18 protein-coding genes are annotated in these 15,435 nt (G+C 71.9%); 8 read left to right on the top strand and 10 right to left on the bottom strand.

What is annotated here, in order from left to right; translation table 11 throughout:
• Positions 1-10: 10 nt before the first annotated feature.
• Positions 11-1,132 carry an HNH endonuclease signature motif containing protein gene (locus ASG88_RS05255; protein WP_157559574.1) on the bottom strand — a complete coding sequence of 374 codons (1,122 nt, stop codon included), beginning with the start codon at positions 1,130-1,132 and terminating at the stop codon, positions 11-13.
• Positions 1,096-1,260: a hypothetical protein gene (locus ASG88_RS22945; protein ID WP_157559573.1), complete on the bottom strand. Its 165-nt coding sequence runs from the start codon at positions 1,258-1,260 to the stop codon at positions 1,096-1,098. The genes ASG88_RS05255 and ASG88_RS22945 overlap by 37 nt, the downstream gene beginning before the upstream one ends.
• Positions 1,261-1,599: 339 nt before the next feature.
• Here ASG88_RS22945 and ASG88_RS05250 point away from each other — a divergent pair, with 339 nt between their 5' ends.
• Positions 1,600-1,815, top strand: a complete 216-nt coding sequence (locus tag ASG88_RS05250) for a cold-shock protein (RefSeq protein ID WP_056886385.1) — start codon at positions 1,600-1,602, stop codon at positions 1,813-1,815.
• Between the two features lie 81 nt (positions 1,816-1,896).
• Here ASG88_RS05250 and ASG88_RS05245 read toward each other — a convergent pair whose 3' ends face one another.
• Complete coding sequence (locus ASG88_RS05245) at positions 1,897-2,832, bottom strand: L-lactate dehydrogenase (RefSeq protein ID WP_056886384.1); 936 nt, start codon at positions 2,830-2,832, stop codon at positions 1,897-1,899.
• A gap of 95 nt (positions 2,833-2,927) precedes the next feature.
• Here ASG88_RS05245 and ASG88_RS05240 point away from each other — a divergent pair, with 95 nt between their 5' ends.
• Positions 2,928-3,443 (top strand): metallophosphoesterase family protein, encoded by a 516-nt coding sequence (locus tag ASG88_RS05240; protein ID WP_056886383.1) that lies wholly within the window; start codon positions 2,928-2,930, stop codon positions 3,441-3,443.
• 9 nt (positions 3,444-3,452) lie between these two features.
• On the opposite strand, the gene ASG88_RS22940 is transcribed toward ASG88_RS05240, so the two are convergent.
• The gene (locus ASG88_RS22940) at positions 3,453-3,623 is read right to left on the bottom strand and encodes a hypothetical protein (RefSeq protein ID WP_157559572.1); all 171 of its coding nucleotides are present in this window, start codon (positions 3,621-3,623) and stop codon (positions 3,453-3,455) included.
• Positions 3,624-4,071: 448 nt separating this feature from the next.
• On the opposite strand from ASG88_RS22940, the gene ASG88_RS05235 reads away from it, so the two are divergent.
• Entirely contained in the window at positions 4,072-4,824 is a 753-nt protein-coding gene (locus ASG88_RS05235; RefSeq protein ID WP_235534739.1) for a CDP-alcohol phosphatidyltransferase family protein, read from the top strand.
• Between the two features lie 35 nt (positions 4,825-4,859).
• Here ASG88_RS05235 and ASG88_RS05230 read toward each other — a convergent pair whose 3' ends face one another.
• Positions 4,860-5,144 carry a DUF1905 domain-containing protein gene (locus tag ASG88_RS05230; protein WP_056886382.1) on the bottom strand — a complete coding sequence of 95 codons (285 nt, stop codon included), beginning with the start codon at positions 5,142-5,144 and terminating at the stop codon, positions 4,860-4,862.
• 53 nt (positions 5,145-5,197) lie between these two features.
• On the opposite strand from ASG88_RS05230, the gene ASG88_RS05225 reads away from it, so the two are divergent.
• The 3 genes from ASG88_RS05225 (at position 5,198) to ASG88_RS05215 (ending at position 7,767) form a co-directional block, all read left to right on the top strand.
• Positions 5,198-5,929: a class I SAM-dependent DNA methyltransferase gene (locus tag ASG88_RS05225; protein WP_056886381.1), complete on the top strand. Its 732-nt coding sequence runs from the start codon at positions 5,198-5,200 to the stop codon at positions 5,927-5,929.
• 36 nt (positions 5,930-5,965) lie between these two features.
• Positions 5,966-7,300 carry an ABC1 kinase family protein gene (locus ASG88_RS05220; protein WP_056886380.1) on the top strand — a complete coding sequence of 445 codons (1,335 nt, stop codon included), beginning with the start codon at positions 5,966-5,968 and terminating at the stop codon, positions 7,298-7,300.
• A 62-nt stretch (positions 7,301-7,362) separates the two neighbouring features.
• On the top strand, positions 7,363-7,767 hold the full coding sequence (locus ASG88_RS05215) for a nuclear transport factor 2 family protein (protein ID WP_056886379.1): 405 nt from the start codon (positions 7,363-7,365) through the stop codon (positions 7,765-7,767).
• A gap of 6 nt (positions 7,768-7,773) precedes the next feature.
• On the opposite strand, the gene ASG88_RS05210 is transcribed toward ASG88_RS05215, so the two are convergent.
• From ASG88_RS05210 to ASG88_RS05200, 3 genes are read right to left on the bottom strand one after another with little or no spacing between them, the layout of a single operon-like run.
• Positions 7,774-9,780: a vWA domain-containing protein gene (locus tag ASG88_RS05210; protein WP_056886378.1), complete on the bottom strand. Its 2,007-nt coding sequence runs from the start codon at positions 9,778-9,780 to the stop codon at positions 7,774-7,776.
• A complete protein-coding gene (locus ASG88_RS05205; RefSeq protein WP_056886377.1) occupies positions 9,777-10,289 on the bottom strand; it encodes a GNAT family N-acetyltransferase in 513 nt (170 codons plus the stop codon). Before ASG88_RS05205 ends, ASG88_RS05210 begins: the two co-directional genes overlap by 4 nt.
• The gene (locus tag ASG88_RS05200) at positions 10,282-11,682 is read right to left on the bottom strand and encodes a magnesium chelatase (RefSeq protein WP_200956358.1); all 1,401 of its coding nucleotides are present in this window, start codon (positions 11,680-11,682) and stop codon (positions 10,282-10,284) included. The genes ASG88_RS05205 and ASG88_RS05200 overlap by 8 nt, the downstream gene beginning before the upstream one ends.
• Positions 11,683-11,847: 165 nt before the next feature.
• Here ASG88_RS05200 and ASG88_RS05195 point away from each other — a divergent pair, with 165 nt between their 5' ends.
• Entirely contained in the window at positions 11,848-12,285 is a 438-nt protein-coding gene (locus ASG88_RS05195; RefSeq protein ID WP_056886376.1) for a pyridoxamine 5'-phosphate oxidase family protein, read from the top strand.
• A gap of 73 nt (positions 12,286-12,358) precedes the next feature.
• The gene (locus ASG88_RS05190) at positions 12,359-13,939 is read left to right on the top strand and encodes a GAF domain-containing sensor histidine kinase (protein WP_056886375.1); all 1,581 of its coding nucleotides are present in this window, start codon (positions 12,359-12,361) and stop codon (positions 13,937-13,939) included.
• Between the two features lie 59 nt (positions 13,940-13,998).
• On the opposite strand, the gene ASG88_RS05185 is transcribed toward ASG88_RS05190, so the two are convergent.
• Together ASG88_RS05185 and ASG88_RS05180 are read right to left on the bottom strand one after the other, a co-directional pair.
• Positions 13,999-14,589, bottom strand: coding sequence for a hypothetical protein (locus ASG88_RS05185; RefSeq protein ID WP_082599971.1), 591 nt, complete (start codon positions 14,587-14,589; stop codon positions 13,999-14,001).
• A 128-nt stretch (positions 14,590-14,717) separates the two neighbouring features.
• Complete coding sequence (locus ASG88_RS05180) at positions 14,718-15,365, bottom strand: response regulator (protein WP_082599948.1); 648 nt, start codon at positions 15,363-15,365, stop codon at positions 14,718-14,720.
• Between the last annotated feature and the right edge of the window lie 70 nt (positions 15,366-15,435).

The following is a 15,435-nucleotide window of genomic DNA, read 5'->3' as shown; positions in this document are numbered from 1 at the left end:
GACCGTCGGCCTATCTGCGGTGGTGGAACCTGAGGTCGCCGTTGGGGAGGCGGTCGTGGAGGTACCGGTCGTCGTGGGCCCGGTGGTGGTGGTGCGAGCAGAGGAGGATGCCGTCGGCGAGGTCGGTCTTGCCGCCCTTGAGCCACGGGATCAGGTGGTGGGCCTCGCACCACGCGGCGGGGATGTCACACCCCTCGGCCCGGCAGTGCTTGTCGCGGAGGTCCATCGCCCGCCGTGGCCCCTTCTTGTAGAGCCGCTGGCCCCGGCCGAGGTCGAGGACCTCGGACTTCCCGCCCAGGACGGCGGGGATGACGTGGGAGGTGCACATCAACCGGCGTGCCTCCGACGCACTGATGCGGCCGCCGGTGTTGGTGGTCGCGACCCCGAGGCCGCTCATCATCGTGTCGTAGTCCATCGTCACGACCACGGACGTCGCGGTCCCGCCGTGGCGGGGGAGCTTGTTGGGGTCGAGGTGCTCGAGGAGCGTGCAGAACGCATGGCCCAGCCGGGTCGGGTACGACACCTTCGTCCCGGCATCCGCGCCGGCCGTCCCAGCCGGGTCTTGGCCGGCGTCGTGCTTGCGGGGGTTGGTCCACGCGTGCAGGTACGTCAACAACCGGTCCGCCGTCGCGTCCGGGACCCGGATCCGGATCGTCGTCGACCCATCCCCATGCGAACGCGTGGTCAGCGACGTCGTCTTAGGGGCCTTCCGCTCCTCGCCCTCGAGCTTCTTGCGTTCCTGCTCCTCCCCCACGCCCGGGGCGACGATGTCGAGGATCCGGCTGCCGAGCCGGCGGAGCTCCTTCGGCGCGAACGTCGCCGCGTAGCCCACCAACACCCGCTCCGCCTCCGCCCGGATGTCCGAGGGGGTGTCGTCGGGCAGGTCGTCCAACGCCCGGGCGACCACGTCGGCCTGCGCGGTCGACACATCCCCCACCCGGTGCGCCTGGGCCAGCACCGTCCACCGGCGCTCGAGCGCCCCCGCAAGGGTCATGTCGCGGCGGGCGGCACCCCGGTCGACGAGGAGCTCACGTTGGCACCACGCCGCGACATCGCGGTCGCCCTTCTCCTCGGTCACCTCGTCCGCGACCGCCATCAACCGCAACCGGGTCGCATCGACACGAGCAGCCACCGGGCGAACTCCCGCAACGCCGCAGCCTTGTCGCCCGGCGAGAGGTAGAGGAGCTCGACCGCGTCCGCCTTGTCCAGGGCCGCAGCGATCGCCTCGCCACACTCCTGGACCAGGTGTCCGGTCGTCATCCCAGCCCCCCGCTGATCAGCTCCTGAGCGTCCCCACGAGTGGAACCGCCGTCGTGGACCCATCCTACTCGAACATGTGTTCGAATAGCAGCAGGAACTTGTCAAGAGTTCGTCAAACCCCGGCGCACTAGGTGAGGACGTGCAAGCGCTGCCGGCGTCGTACTCCCAGCACAGCGGGGAAACTCCGACCGCCCACAGCCGAAAGATGTTCCCCGTTGACATGGCGTAGACGTGGACGTCGTGACCGCGGGCGTGCGACCCATCCCCACCGGATGAGTGATGGCCGCGGCGGCGTACCGTCCCAGACGTGGGCTCGCGCCGCGTGGCTACGCTCCCGACATGGTCGCGGCAGTTGTACGTCAGTGGGACGACGAGGAGGGGTGGGGCGTCCTCGATGCTCCGGAGACTCCCGGTGGCTGCTGGACGCACTTCAGCCACGTCGAGATGGAGGGATACCGGTCCCTCGCGCCGGGTCAACGGGTCGACCTCGTCTGGGAGTCACCTGGGCAGGACGGCTACGACTTCCGAGCCGTGCGCGTCCTTCCACGGCCCTGAACGCCGGCGGAGCACGTCAGCCACCCTCAGGCTGCCGGCTCGATGCGGCGGGACGGCTGACGACTGACGGTCGTGGCGCGCCTACATCCCCAGGCTGCGCGCCGCGGCGCGCACGGTCTCCGCGGAGGCGGTGAGCTGCTGCTCCTCCTCGGCGCTGAGCGGCGTCGCCAGCACGCTCTCGACGCCGGCCCGCCCGACGACCGACGGCATCGACAGGCAGACGTCCGAGAGCCCGTGGACCCCTTCGAGACGGGAGGTCACCGGCAGGACGCGGTGCTCGTCGTTGAGGATCGCCTCCAGGATCCGCGAGACGGCGAGCCCGACAGCGAGGCTGGTAGCCCCCTTGCCCGCGATGATCTCGTACGCCGCGGTGACGACCCGCTCGTGGATCCGCGCCCGACCCTCGGCGTCGAGACGGGAGCCGCCCGACTCCCAGTCCTGGACCGGCACGCCGCCGATGGTGGCCGTGGACCAGAGCGGCACCTCGGAGTCGCCGTGCTCGCCGGCGATGTAGGCGTGCACGTTCTGCACCGCCACGCCGGTGTGCTCGGCGATCAAGAAGCGCAGGCGGGACGAGTCCAGGACCGTGCCCGACCCGAAGACCCGGCCGGCGGGGAGGCCGGAGAGCTCCAGGGCGGCGTACGTCACGACGTCCACGGGGTTGGTGACGACCAGCAGCAGCGCGTCGGGCGCGAGCGCGACCAGCGCGGGCACCAGCTGGCGGCACATCTCGACGTTGGCGGCCGCGAGGTCGAGGCGCGTCTGGCCCGGCTTCTGCTTGGCGCCGGCGGTGATCACGACGACGTCGGCACCCGCGCACACCGCGAGGTCGTCGCTCCCGGTGATCCGGGCCATCGGCGTGAACTGCATGCCGTGGTTGAGGTCGAGCACCTCGGCCCGCACCTTGTCGGCGTTGAGGTCGAAGAGCGCCAGCTCGCGGCAGACCCCGCGGATCTGCGCGGCATAGGCGATGGCGGTGCCCACGGCACCCGCCCCGACGATCGCAACCTTGGACATGGGCCACTGTGGCACGGCCCGACCGGATCGTCGACCGGCAGGCACCCGTGGGCTGGGTCTTGGTCCAGGGCCGCCCGTGACGGTTCACTGACCGCATGGAGACGCGACTGCTGGTCCTGGCGGACACCCACGTGCCTCGACGCGCACGCGACCTCCCGGAGCAGGTGTGGGACGAGGTGGCACGGGCGGACGTCGTCGTGCACGCCGGCGACTGGGTCGACGAGCGTCTGCTCGACGAGCTCGAGTCCCGCGCCCGACGACTGGTCGGGGTCCACGGCAACAACGACCACGGGAACCTGCGCGACCGGCTGCCCGAGGTGGCCCGCGTGGAGATCCAGGGGGTGCGTCTGGGCGTGGTGCACGAGACCGGGCCGGCGAAGGGACGTGAGCAACGGTGCGGTGGGCTCTACCCGGACCTGGACGTGCTCGTCTTCGGGCACAGCCACATCCCGTGGGACACGACGACCGACACCGGTCTGCGACTCCTCAACCCCGGATCCCCCACCGACCGCCGGCGCCAGCCCCATTGCACGTACATGACGGCCACCGCGGGAGGTGGGCAGCTGCGGGACGTCACCCTGCACAGGCTCCCGCGGCCCACGAGAGCGTAGGACCGGGACTCACGGTCCGGGCGGCCAGGACCCGCAGAGGTCGGCGATCGCCGACAGCTGGTCCTTCGACACCCAGGACGGGTTGGACCCCTGCGGTTGCCGCAGGACCTCGAGGTCGTCGACGCCGGCCGACCGAATCTCCTCCTCCAGTACGCCCCGGCGCAGCAGTGGCAGGTGCACGGCACCTCCTTGGTCGGCGGCCCAGTGCCCTCGCGGTCGACCACGTCGCGCACCGCACCGGTGACCCACCCGAGGCCCCAGATGCCGCGGGCGACCCGACGACCGTCACCGGACACCCACAGGACGACCCGATCACCGGTCTTCATCATCCGGGTCCGGTAGTTGTCGGCGACGCACCACGTGGTGACGGGTCCACCCCCTCCAGCCAGGATCGCGGCCGGTACGTCGTGGTTGACCCGGGGCTGGCACTTGAGGAGCCAGGCGCCCAGGGAGTCGTCGCTGATGAGCCTGCGGGGCATCCGGTCGTTCTACCACCACCGAGCGGTCGAACCGTCCGCAGGAGGGTCGCGGGACCGGAGCCCGGCATCCCCGGTTCCGGGTGGCATGATCTCCCCACGATCCGGGACGCATCGGGTCCCCGCGCACAGCACGGTGAGCAGAGGAAACAGTGCCCCAGCAGCAGGTCCCGTCCGAGGCCGAGGCCGGTCCACGGACCTCGGGCGCCGCGACGTTCGCGGCGTGGATGGTCCACCTCTACACCGCCACCGGCGTGGCCGTCGCCTTCCTGACGGTGGTCGCGGTGATCGAGGGCGACACGGTCGAGGCGCTGTGGCTGGGCCTGGTGGCCATGGTGGTCGACGGCACCGACGGCATGCTGGCCCGCCACCTGCAGGTCAAGAAGCGGGTCCCGTGGTTCGACGGGGCCCTGCTGGACAACATCGTCGACTACCTCACCTACGCCTTCACCCCGATGGTCCTGCTCTGGAGCGCCGGCTACCTCGGCGAGGGCACGTCCGCGACGGTGCTGGCAGTGATCCCGCTGCTCGCATCCGCCTACCAGTTCTGCCGGGTCGACGCGAAGACCGACGACCACCTCTTCCTCGGCTTCCCCAGCTACTGGAACATCGCCGCCTTCTACGTCGTCGTCCTCGACCTCCAGCCGGTCAGCGTCGCGATCGTGCTGCTCGTCTGCGCGGTCCTCGTGTTCGTCCCGATCGGCTACGTCTACCCCTCGCGCACCGACCTGCTGCGCCGGCTCACCCTCGTCCTGACCACCATCTGGCTCGCCAGCTATGCCGTGCTCCTGGTGCAGCTCCCGGACCCCTCGCCGGTCTGGCTGGCGATCTCGCTCGCCTACGTCGTCTACTACGTGGCCCTCAGCCTCTACCTGACGGCCCAACGCTCGCGCGCGACCGCCTGACCCCCACCGGACCCGTCCCGGGCAGCGGCGCGCCCTCAGCGTCCGACGGACAGCCGGACGTCGACCACGTCCCCGAGCGCGACGCCCTCGGCGCGGCGTACGGCGTCCTTGAGCGGCAGGAACCACGTCCCCTCGCGGGGAAACATCGACGTCGTGAAGGACGTCTCCCCCAGGGACGCACTGACCGGCACGACGCCCCAGTAGGCCACCTCGGCCTTGACCTCGTCGACCATCTCGGCCTCGTCCGGCGGCAACGGCACGAAGTGGTACGGCGCGGGGCCGCGCCACTCGACGACCTCACCGGTGAACTCCAGCTCCATCCCCGCACCCTAAATGCGTTGTGGCCGGCACCGCCGGGCCCGAGGGTGGACGCATGGACGGATTCGACCCCATGAACAGCTTCGGCCCCGAGGTCGCGGCGGAGTACGACGACCACCCGCGCGGCGACGAGGACGCGGCCGCCGACTTCCTCGCCGCCCTCGCCGGGGACGGCCGGGCCCTGGAGCTGGCGATCGGCACCGGACGGATCGCCGTACCGCTCATGGACCGGGGCGTCGAGGTCGACGGCATCGAGCAGTCGCAGGCGATGACCGACCGGCTGCTGGCCAAGCGGCCGGACACCCGGGTCACGATCGGCGACATGGCGAGCGCCGACGCACCGCGTCGCGGCTACCGGCTGGTGCTCCTCGTCTTCAACACCATCGGCAACCTGCTCACCCAGGACGACCAGGTGCGCTGCTTCGAGAACGCCGCCCGCCACCTCACCGACGACGGCGCGTTCGTCGTGGAGAACCTCGTCCCCACCGCCCACCTCACCAGCCGGGGGCAGTTCGTCGACGCCGAGCGGGTGACCGCCGACGAGGTAGTGCTCGACGTCAACCGCTACGACCCGGTGACCCAGCTGCTCGAGGAGAACCACGTGAGCATCTCCGCCCGGGGCATCCGGATGGGCCCGATCGCGCAGCGGCTGACCTTCCCGCCTGAGCTCGACCTGATGGCCCGCGTCGCCGGGCTGCAGCTCGCCGAGCGGTGGGGCGGCTTCGGCCGGGAGCCGTTCACGGCCCGCAGCGAGCGGCACGTGAGCGTCTACACCCGCGGTTCCTGAGGCCTTCGTCACCACCGATCGGCGACACTGGGGCCCATGACCGAGCTCCCGCGCAAGGCCTTCTCCCGCAGCGCCCGCCTCGCCGCCCTGCCGCTGGGCTACGCAGGGCGTACGGCGGTGGGCTTCGGGCGTCGGTTGGGCGGCGCGCAGGCGGACACGGTGCTCACCGACGTGCAGCAGCGCACGGCCGAGCAGCTCTTCAAGACGCTCGGCGAGCTCAAGGGCGGGGCGATGAAGTTCGGTCAGGCCCTGAGCGTCTTCGAGGCCGCCCTGCCCGACGAGCTGGTGGCGCCCTACCGGGAGAACCTCACCCGCCTCCAGGACGACGCGCCCCCGATGCCGACCCAGACGGTGCGCGACCAGCTCACCACCCACCTCGGGCCCGACTGGGCCGACGACCTGGTCTGGCTCGACGGCGGCCCGACCGCCGCGGCCAGCATCGGCCAGGTCCACAAGGGGCGGTGGAAGGACGGTCGCGACGTCGCCGTCAAGGTGCAGTACCCCGGCGCCGGCGAGGCGCTGATGGGAGACCTGCGCCAGATCGCCCGGGTCGCCCGCAGCATCGCCCCGGTCTTCCCCGGCATCGACATCAAGCCCCTGGTCGCCGAGCTCCAGGCCCGGGCGGCCGAGGAGCTCGACTACACCCTGGAGGCGGAGGCCCAGCGGACCTTCGCCGCGGCCTTCCGCGACGACGCCGACTACGTCATTCCCGACGTCGTCGCCGTGGGTGGCGAGGCCTTGGTGACGGAGTGGCTCGAGTCGCCGTACTCGCTCGCGCACGTCATCCGCGAGGGCACCCAGGAGGAGCGCGACCACTACGGCGAGCTGCTCGCCCGCTTCCTCTTCGTCGGTCCGGCGCGTGCCGGGATGCTCCACGCCGACCCGCACCCGGGCAACTTCCGGCCGATCCCCGGCCCCGACGGCGAGCCCGGCCGGCTGGGCATCCTCGACTTCGGGGCGGTCGCCCGGCTCCCGCAGGGGCAGCTGCCGGAGGCGATGGGCCGGCTGATCCGGGTGGCCGTGGACGCCGACCCCGACTCCCTGGTCGCCGGCCTGCGCGAGGAGGGCTTCATCAAGGACAAGGTGCAGGTCGACCCGCAGCTGGTCCTGGACTACCTCTCCCCCTTCATCGAGCCCGCGCGGGTGGAGACGTTCCGTTTCAGCCGCGAGTGGATGCGCGCCCAGTTCGAGCGGATCAACAACCCCCGCGACCCGGCCTTCACGCTGGCGACCAAGCTCAACCTGCCGACGTCCTACCTCCTCATCCACCGCGCGTGGCTGGGCGGCCTCGGCCTGCTCAGCCAGCTCGAGGCCGAGGCGCCGTTCCGGCAGATCCTGGTCGACCACCTGCCTGGCTTCGACACCGACTGAGCCCGCTGCCGTCGCCGGGCCGTCAGACGACGCGCACCGGCGCGTCGTGCCACGATGCCCCCATGGACCCCGTCGCCGCCCTGGCCCGCTGGCACGCCGTCGTGGAGAGCCGTGACGCGGCCGGGCTGCCCGCCCTGATGGCCGAGGACGCGGTCTTCCGCAGCCCCGCGGTGCACACGCCGCAGCAGGGCCGCGACACGGTCGTCGGCTACCTGACCGCCGCATTCACGGTGCTGGGCCCGCAGCTCGCCTACGACCGCGAGTGGCTGGGCGAGGACAGCGCCGTGCTGGAGTTCCGCACGGAGGTCGGCGGGCTCCAGGTGCACGGCATCGACATGATCACCTGGGACGCCCAGGGGCTGATCACCGACTTCACCGTCATGGTCCGTCCGGCGAAGGCCCTCCAGGTCGTCGTCGAGCACATGGGCGCCGAGCTGATGCGGATGCTCGAGGCGTCCGCCGACTGACCCGCGTCAGTCCCCCACCCAGAAGCCGCGACCGCCGCCCATCCAGTCGCCGAAGTGGTCGCGGTAGGACGAGCGCGAGCCGAGGTAGGACCCCACCACCGCCGCCCCGAGGTCGTCGAGCTCGGGGCTGACCATCTGCCCGTCCACCCGCTTGGCCATCGACTCGATGAAGCGCGCGAGCCCCGGGTCCTCGCCCAGCCGGAAGAAGGTCGCCTGGGCGCCGAGGCGCTGCGCGTTGTCGAGCTCGCGGACCGCGTGGGCGATGGTCACCGGGTGCGGCGGGTAGTCGAAGAACACCTCGCCGTCGGCCTCGAGGTGCGCGGTGGGCTCGCCGTCGGTGACGACGAGGAGCACCGGCTGGGCGTTGGGGTGCTTGCGGAAGTGGCGGTTGGCGAGCAGCAGGCCGTGGTGGAGGTTGGTGCCCTTCTCCCACTGCGCGTCGAGCGCGGTCAGCTGCTCGATCTCCATCACCCGGGCGTGCCGGCCGAAGGCGATCAGCTGGAGCGCGTCGCCCCGGAACCGCGAGCTCACCAGCTGGTGCAGGGCCAGCGCGGTGCGCTTCATCGGCACCCAGCGACCGTCCATGGCCATCGAGAACGACGTGTCCACCAGCAGCGCGACCGCCGCCTGGGTGCGCGCCTCGGTCTCCTGCACCTCGACGTCCTGGACCTGCAGGCGCACGGGCAGGGTCGGCCCGCCCTCGCCCGAGGACCGCACGATCGCGTTGGTGATGGACCGGGTGACGTCCCACGGCTCGGTGTCGCCGAACTCCCAGGCCCGGGTCGCGCCGGACAGGTCCCCCGCCGCCCCGGCGTGCCGGGTCTCGCGCTGGCCCTGCCGCCCGCTCATCCGGGTGGCGACGTCGCGCAGCAGCGCCTTGCCGAGCTGGCGCATCGCCTTGGGCGAGAGCCGCAGCTCGCCGTCGGACCCGCGCTGGAGGTAGCCGGTGTCGCGCAGCGCGCGCTCGAGCTCGCTCAGCGTCCGGGCGTCCACGGCCGCCTGGTCGCCGAGCTGGCGGGCCAGGGCGTCGAGGTCGACGTCGTCCATCCGCGCGCCGCCGTACGACTGGGAGAGCTGATCGGCGAGCTGGTCGAGCTCGGCGAGGTCCTGGAGCGCGCCGGTGCCGTCGCCGAGGCCGAGGCCCTGCTCGCCCTCGAACCGCTCGGACCCGCCCCAGTCCTCACCGGGACGCAGCGCCTGGAGGTTGGCGTCCATCCGGGCCAGCTGCTCGCCGAGCTCGGGCGAGCCGAAGGCCTGCTGGGAGAGCTCCATCAGCTCGGCCCGCTGCTCGGGCGTCATCGAGGCCATCATCCGCTGCGCGGCGGCCGCACGCTGGGCCAGCGAGTCGAGCAGCTCGTCGATGTCGTCGGGCTGCTCGGGGAAGAAGTCCCCGTGCTTGTCCATGAAGTCGCGGAAGTCCTGCTCGGTGTCCTCGCCCCTCGCGTGCTTCTCCAGCAGCTCGTTGAGGTCGCCCAGCATCTCGTTGACGGCGGCCCGGTCCTCGTCGGTGGCTCCCTCGAGCGCCTGCTTCATGCCGGCGAAGCGCTGGTCGAGCAGCTCGCGGCCGAGGAGGTCCTTGATCTCCTCGTAGGCCTCGCGCGCCTCGCTGCTCTGCCAGTCGTACGACGACAGCTCGCTCACCGCGGCCGCCGTCGAGGAGGGCAGCTGGTCGAGCTGCATCTCGCGGAAGGTCCGGTCGTCGTCGTCCATCACCACGTCGCGGGCCAGCTGGCCGCGCTCGGCGAGCACGGCCTTGTCGAGCAGCTCGCGCACCTGCTGCATCGTGCCGTCGAGGTTGTTGCGCTCGAGGATGTCGCGCCGCCGCTCGGCGACCTGGCGGGCGAGGTCGTCCAGGCCGCGCTGGTCCTGCCCGCCACGACGCAGGAACTCCCGCATCGCCCGCTCGGGCGAGTAGCCGGCCATCACGTCCTGGCCGATGTGGTCGAGCGCCTCGGCGAGGTCGACGGGGGCGGCCAGCGGGTCGCCGCCGTCGTAGCGGCGGTAGCGGCTCATCGCAGCACCTTGCGCATCCACACGTCGTCGGGCCACGGGTCGCCCTCGACCCGCTCGACGACCGCGAAACCGTGCGCCCGGTAGAAGCCGAAGGCCTGCTCGTTGCCGTCGACGACCTCCAGCCACAGCTCGTCACCCTCCACGAGGGCCTCGATCTCGCCCAGCAGGCGCCGGCCGATGCCCACCCCCTGGTGCTCGGGGTGGACGTAGAGCTTCCACATCACCTCACGGTCCCCGGTGACGTGGGGGAAGTCCCGGTAGGAGTCCTGGAGCCGGCCGAAGTTGGCCATCGCCACTACCTGCCCGTCGAGCTCGGCGAGCACGTGGGCGTTGCGCGCGAGCGACGCGGCGAACACTTCCGGGGTCCACCACTCGTCGAGCATGCGCTGTGCGTACGCCGCGTCGATGGGGCCGTAGGTCGGTGGCACGACCGCCTCACCGAGGGCCCGCAGCGCCGGGATGTCGGCGAGCTCCGCGGGACGCAGGGTGACGGAGACGACCTCAGCCATAGACGGTCTCCCGGCCGCCCGTCTCCTTGCCCACCTTGCGGGCGAGGTAGAGCCCCTCGAGGGCGAGCTCGATCGCCGAGGCGCGCTCGCCGTCGTCGGTGGCGCCGAGCCGGTCGGTGACCTGGTCGTAGAGGTCGGACTCGCCGAGCACCGGCAGCCCGGCCAGGAAGTCGCGGGCGCTGACCTGCTCACCCGTGGTGACCATCGACCCGGCCTCGATGGCGTCGACGAGCAGCGCCAGGTCGATGCCGCGCAGGTGCTGGCGGACGGTCTCGGCGACCGCAGTGCGCAGCAGGTGGGTGAGGATCTCGCCCTCGCGACCCTCCTCCCCGGACTCGAACTCGACCTTGCCCCCCAGCACGTCGACGGCCGTCTCGAGGTCGACGATCCGGGCCACGGGACGGTCCTCGCCCTGGACGGTCGCGCGGTGCAGGGCGGCGGCCGCGATGGTCTCGGCACCGGCGATGGCGAAGCGGGCGCTGACGCCCGAGCGCTGGTCCACGCTGCCGGACTCGCGCAGGTTGCGGGTGAAGCGGGCCAGGATCTCCACGATGTGGTCCGGCACGTGGGCCTGCAGGACGGCCTCCTGCCGGATCACCCGGATCTCCGCGTCGAGCTCGGTCGGGTAGTGGGTGCGGATCTCGGCGCCGAAGCGGTCCTTGAGCGGGGTGATGATGCGCCCGCGGTTGGTGTAGTCCTCCGGGTTGGCGCTGGCCACCACGAGGACGTCGAGCGGCAGCCGCAGGACGTAGCCGCGGATCTGGATGTCGCGCTCCTCCATCACGTTGAGCATCGCCACCTGGATGCGCTCGGCGAGGTCGGGAAGCTCGTTGATGGCCACGATGCCGCGGTGGCTACGCGGGATGAGTCCGAAGTGGATCGTCTCCGGGTCGCCCAGCGAGCGCCCCTCGGCGACCTTCATCGGGTCGACGTCGCCGATCAGGTCGGCGACGGACGTGTCCGGGGTCGCCAGCTTCTCGGCGTACCGCTCGTCGCGGTGCCGCCACGAGACCCGCAAGTCGTCGCCGTACGTCGCCGCGGCCTGCCGCGACTGGACCGTGATCGGCTCGTAGGGGTGCTCGCCGAGCTCGGAGCCGGAGATCACCGGCGACCACTCGTCGAGGAGCCCGACCAGGGTCCGCAGCAGGCGGGTCTTGCCCTGGCCGCGCTCGCCGAGGAGCACGACGTCGTGGCCGGCGATGAGGGCCCGCTCGAGCTGCGGGATGACGGTGTCCTCGAAGCCGTGCAGGCCGGGCCACGGGTCGGCCCCGTCGCGCAGCCGGGCGAGCAGGTTGTCGCGGAGCTCGTGCCGGAGGGTCTTGTGCTCGTGCCCGGAGGCACGGAGCTCGCCGACGGTGGTCGGCAGCTGGGTGGGCAGTGAAGTCTCGGTCACCCCCTCAACGCTAGTCCGGCGCACAAGGCCGGATCCGGGAGCAACGGTCCCACCGGTCGGGACCAACGGCCCTGCTGGGGACGCGCCGGACGACCGACCATGGATGTCAGGCCCTGCGCGGACGTCGCCGGCAGGGCAACGGAGACGACGACTCGGAGATGTGCCATGGGCGAGCTGATGGAGCTGAGCCGCAGCGAGTGCGAGACCCTGCTCCGACGGGGCGTGATCGGACGGGTCGCCATCGCGACCCCGACCGGGCCGCACGTCATGCCGCTGAACTACTCGGTCAGCGGCAGCTCCGTGGTCGTCTGCACCACGCCCTACAGCATGCTCGGCACCTACGGACGCGACAGCATGCTGGCCTTCGAGATCGACCACTTCGAGCACCCCCGGCAACGCGGCTGGAGCGTCGTCGTCCGCGGCCGCGCCGAGGCCGTCGAGGACCAGGACGAGCTGCGCACCCTCGTCCGCGTGCTGCCACGACCGTGGGCCGCGGGCCGGCGCTCGCTCTACCTCCGCATCCCCCTCACCGAGGTGACGGGGCGTCGCCTGGGCGACGGCTGGGACCTCGAGGAGACCCTGCCGGTGCGCCGGGTCCTCTGATGCAGGTCCCGACCACGCCGGGTTCCCCGCCTTCCGGGATGACGCCACGCGCCGACCACGCCACACTGGCCGGATGACGACGCCCGCAGACCCCAGCGGACACCCCGCCCTGACCGGACCCGCGCAGGCACTGCTCGACGCGGTGACCGCGATCTCCAGCGACCTCGACCTCACCAGCGTGCTCACCCGGATCGTGACGGCGGCGACCCAGCTGACCGATGCGCAGTACGGCGCGCTCGGCGTCCTCGGCTCCGACGGCCGGCTGGTCGAGTTCCTCACCACCGGGCTGGACGACGAGACCCGCGCGCTCATCGGCGACCTCCCCCAGGGCGACGGCATCCTCGGCGTCATCATCTCCGAGCCCGAGGGCCTGCGCCTGGTCGACCTGGCGGCCCACCCGCGGTCGGTCGGCTTCCCGCCCAACCACCCGCCGATGACGACGTTCCTCGGCATGCCGGTGCGCATCCGGGGCACCGTCTTCGGCAACCTCTACCTGACCGAGAAGCGCGGCGGCCGGCAGTTCACCGCGGAGGACGAGCAGCTGGTGGAGGCCCTCGCCCGCACCGCGGGCCTCGTCATCGACAACGCGCGCGCCTACGGCCTGAGCGAGCGGCGCCGGCGCTGGCTCGAGGCGACCGCCGAGATCGCGGTCGACCTCCAGCCGCCCGTCCAGCTGGAGAGCGCGCTGGGCAGGATCGTGCGCACCGCCCGCATCGTGTCGGGCGCCCGCGCGACGGTGCTGCTCGCCGCCGACTCCCCCGATGACGACACGGTGTCGGCCGACGCCGGGGACCACGCCCTCGTGCACGACCTGACCGAGCAGGTCCGCCAGGGGCCGCCCCTCGACGTGACCGCGCCCCCGCTGCTGCTCAAGGTCGACTGCCTGGACGCGGTGGTGATCCCGGTCCGCGCCCACCTGGCGCCGGTGACCGCGCTGGCCGCCGTCTTCGACCGCACGTCCCCGCTGCACGAGGCCAACGAGCGGGAGATGCTGGCGACCTTCGCCGACCAGGCCGCACTGGCCCTCGACCGCGGACAGGCCGTCACCGACCGCCAGGAGCTCGCCCTCCTCTCCGACCGGGAGCGGATCGCCCGCGACCTGCACGACGTGGTCATCCAGCGGCTCTTCGCCACCGGCCTCCAGCTCCAGGGCGTGGCCTCCATGGCGTCGTCACCCGAGGTCGCGCGACGGCTGGACGAGACGGTGTCCACGCTCGACGACACCATCAAGGCGATCCGGGGCACGATCTTCGAGCTCGAGAACAAGCAGCAGTCCTCGCTGCGGGCGGAGATCCGCAACCTCGTGCGCGAGTACGTCCCCGTGCTCGGCTACAGCCCTTCGGTGCGCACCTCCGGTCCGATCGACACGGCGGTCCCCACTGCCGTGGCCGACCAGCTCCTGCCCGTCCTGCGTGAGGCCATCTCCAACGTCGCCCGGCACGCACTCGCGGAGCGGGCGGAGGTCGAGGTCCACGTGACTCCCCAGGAGCTCGTGCTGACGGTCTCCGACGACGGGTCCGGGCTCCCCGACGCACCGTCCGAGAGCGGCCTGCGCAACGCGCGGCGCCGGGCCGCCGACCTGGGCGGCTCGCTGGAGCTCTCCCCGGGCTCCCCCCGCGGTACGACGCTCGTCTGGCGCGTCCCGCTCGACTGATCGGACATGACAAGACCCGCCCGGTCTCCCGGGCGGGTCTGTAGGGGGGTCCTGTCAGGTCACTTCAGGACGGGGTACTTCTGCACCAGGCTGGTCTTGCGCCACTGGCGACCGAGGCCCCAGGTGGCACCCGCTGCGGCGAAGAAGAGCACGGCCATCGAGATGACACCGATGAGGTGGTCGTCGACGATCGGGTTGTTCTCCAGCGGCAGTACCGCGAGGTACATGAACGCGTACATCAGGGCGCCCGCTGCCGTGCCGATCCGCATGCCCACCCCGAGGAGGAGGGTCACACCGATGCCGAGGAGGCCGAGCATGAAGAGCCAGTCGACCCAGGCCTGTCCGGCCATCGAGTTGAACATCTCCTTGAACGGGTTGTCCGCCGGGACACCGAAGGAGAGGAACCCCTCGGTCGGGCTGCCGCCGTTGATCCAGGCCGCGTCGCCGAAGTAGTCGACGGCTCCGGTCTCGTCCTTGCCGGTGGCGAAGCCGAGGGCGAAGGTCTTGTCGAGGAACGCCCAGAGGAACGTGAAGCCGAAGGCGATCCGCAGTGCGGCGATCGCGCGGTCCAGGCCGGTGGCCGTCTCCGCGGTCTCCGACGTGGTGACGCCCTCGGTGGTGAGGTGGTGGTGACGATGGATGACGGCCATGACGAGCCCCTTCACAGGTAGGTGGTGCCGGTTGTCCTTGCACCTCCACTCTCGTGCCGGAACCCGGGTCGGGGGCAGGGGACGAGGTCCCCACCGCGACGCCGAAGGTCCCCCCGGCCGGGGGACCCCTAGGTCCCGGGACCCAGCAGCTTGGAGGCCAGGACGGCCGCCTGCGTGCGCCGCTCGAGGCCGAGCTTGGCGAGGATGCTCGACACGTAGTTCTTGACCGTCTTCTCGGCGAGGAACATCCGCTCGCCGATCTGGCGGTTGGTGAGACCCTCCGCGATGAGGCCGAGCAGCTTGAGCTCCTGCTCGGTGAGCTCCGCGAGCTCGGGGGCCGTCGCCGGGCCGTTGCGCACCCGCTCGAGGACGCGGGCCGTCAGCGCGGGGTCGATGAGCGAGTTGCCGGCCGCGACCTGGCGCACCGCCGTGACGAGGTCACTGCTGCGGATCTCCTTGAGGACGTAGCCGGAGGCGCCGGCCATGATCGCCGCGAAGAGCGCCTCGTCGTCGTCGTACGACGTGAGGATCAGGGCCCGGATCGTCGGGTCGACCGCACGCACCGCCCGGCACACCTCGATCCCCGAGCCGTCCGGGAGGCGGCCGTCGAGCACGGCGACGTCTGGACGCAGCGCCGGGATCCGGGCCGTCGCCTCGACCGCGGAGGCCGAGTCCCCCACCACCTCGATGTCGTCCTGGCGCTCGAGGAGGAACCGCAGTCCCTCACGTACGACGTCGTGGTCGTCGAGCAGGTACACGCGGATCGGCTGGGTCACGGGCCCATTCCAGCAGATCCGCGGGTCCGGCGTGCGGTGGTCGGCGTACGCCGCGTGGCGCCACGACCCC

Source organism: Nocardioides sp. Soil777, assembly GCF_001428425.1.
GTDB lineage: Bacteria > Actinomycetota > Actinomycetes > Propionibacteriales > Nocardioidaceae > Nocardioides > Nocardioides terrigena.
The sequence above is the reverse complement of the archived record's forward strand: the minus strand, read 5'-3'. Positions and strand labels throughout refer to the sequence as shown.